Source organism: Pseudomonas sp. WS 5011 (assembly GCF_012985775.1).
GTDB classification, from domain to species: Bacteria; Pseudomonadota; Gammaproteobacteria; order Pseudomonadales; family Pseudomonadaceae; genus Aquipseudomonas; species Aquipseudomonas peli.
In genome coordinates this window covers 1-1,285 of record NZ_JAAQXA010000070.1, presented here as the reverse complement: position 1 = coordinate 1,285, position 1,285 = coordinate 1, and the positions used below count along the sequence as shown (strand labels likewise).

General features: G+C 47.4%; 2 protein-coding genes. Both read left to right on the top strand.

What is annotated here, in order from left to right; translation table 11 throughout:
- Positions 1-177 precede the first annotated feature (177 nt).
- Entirely contained in the window at positions 178-552 is a 375-nt protein-coding gene (locus tag HBN63_RS21535) for a HEAT repeat domain-containing protein (RefSeq protein WP_170050841.1), read from the top strand.
- A gap of 81 nt (positions 553-633) precedes the next feature.
- Positions 634-1,113 carry a GNAT family N-acetyltransferase gene (locus tag HBN63_RS21530; protein ID WP_170050840.1) on the top strand — a complete coding sequence of 160 codons (480 nt, stop codon included), beginning with the start codon at positions 634-636 and terminating at the stop codon, positions 1,111-1,113.
- The last annotated feature ends 172 nt before the right edge of the window (positions 1,114-1,285 follow it).

Below are 1,285 nucleotides of genomic sequence, written 5' to 3'. Positions count from 1 at the left end.
AAGCCAGGGTTTGGCTGGCGGTGTCAAGCGATGCGGTATAGGTAGTCAAAAGGGCTTCTCCCATGCACTGATTTGAGCGCTAATTATATGATATTTATGGATAATTTCCAAAGTTGATGACATTGGGCTAAAGCCCGCCCCTTAACCAAACGTTAGGTTTCACTACGCAGAATGAGCATGACTTCGAACCTAGAACAAAAAGTCACATCGGCAATTCATGCATTCTGTGAAGCTGCTATAGAGAAAGGTACATTTGCATCACCTGCGAAGAAAGACCATCAACTTCACAAAATAATGTCCACTGCAGTCAATGAACTGCGTACGTTTGGCAGCTACGGACTTTCAGCGCTAAAAGATATAATGCAGCATGAGTCTCCTTATGTTCGTATTTGGGCTGCAACTGAGATGCTAACAAATGGCGATGAAACAGCTAAGGCAGTTCTCATTTCTCTAGCTGCAGAGGAAGGGTTACTTGGAGCCAGTGCTAAAGCTGTTCTTAATGAACATGTAAAAGGGCGTTTACGCTCTCCATTTTCTGTAAGTAAAACCTAACAACTGGTTCAAACCGTTCGCTTCGCTCACTGGGACGGGCTAAAGCCCGCCCTTAACCAAACTTAGGCATCAGGATCCAGTATGCGTGTGGAACAAGAGCCCCCTAATCAACCAGATGTCATAGCGCTCATCGCAGATCTCGATGCGTATCAAGATTCTCTGTATCCGGCTGAGGCGCGTTATGCGCTTGACCTCGCGTCGCTCTCCAAACCCAATGTTATTTTTATCGTTGCACGAGATGAACAAAGCGTCGCCCTTGGCTGTGGCGCGGTCGTGTTGAATGAGTCTTACGGCGAGCTCAAGCGCATGTATGTGCGACCTGAAGCCAGGGGAAGAGGTATTGCAAAAAAACTCATCGCAGCCCTTGAGGCAAGTGCCTACGAGTCAGGTTGCAGGGAACTCATGCTTGAAACTGGGCCATATCAACCGGAGGCACTGAGTTTCTATACCAACGAAGGCTATGTACGACGAGGTACATTCGGCTCATATTGCGAGCATCCGCTCAGCGTGTTCATGGGCAAGTCACTTCGTTTAGCAACCACCGCAAGTTCTAATGCTTAACAACAGATTCCAATCGTTTGCTTCGCTCACTGGGACCGGCTAACACCCAATGTCATCAACTTTGGAAATTATCCATAAATATCATATAATTAGCGCTCAAATCAGTGCATGGGAGAAGCCCTTTTGACTACCTATACCGCATCGCTTGACACCGCCAGCCAAACCCTGGCTT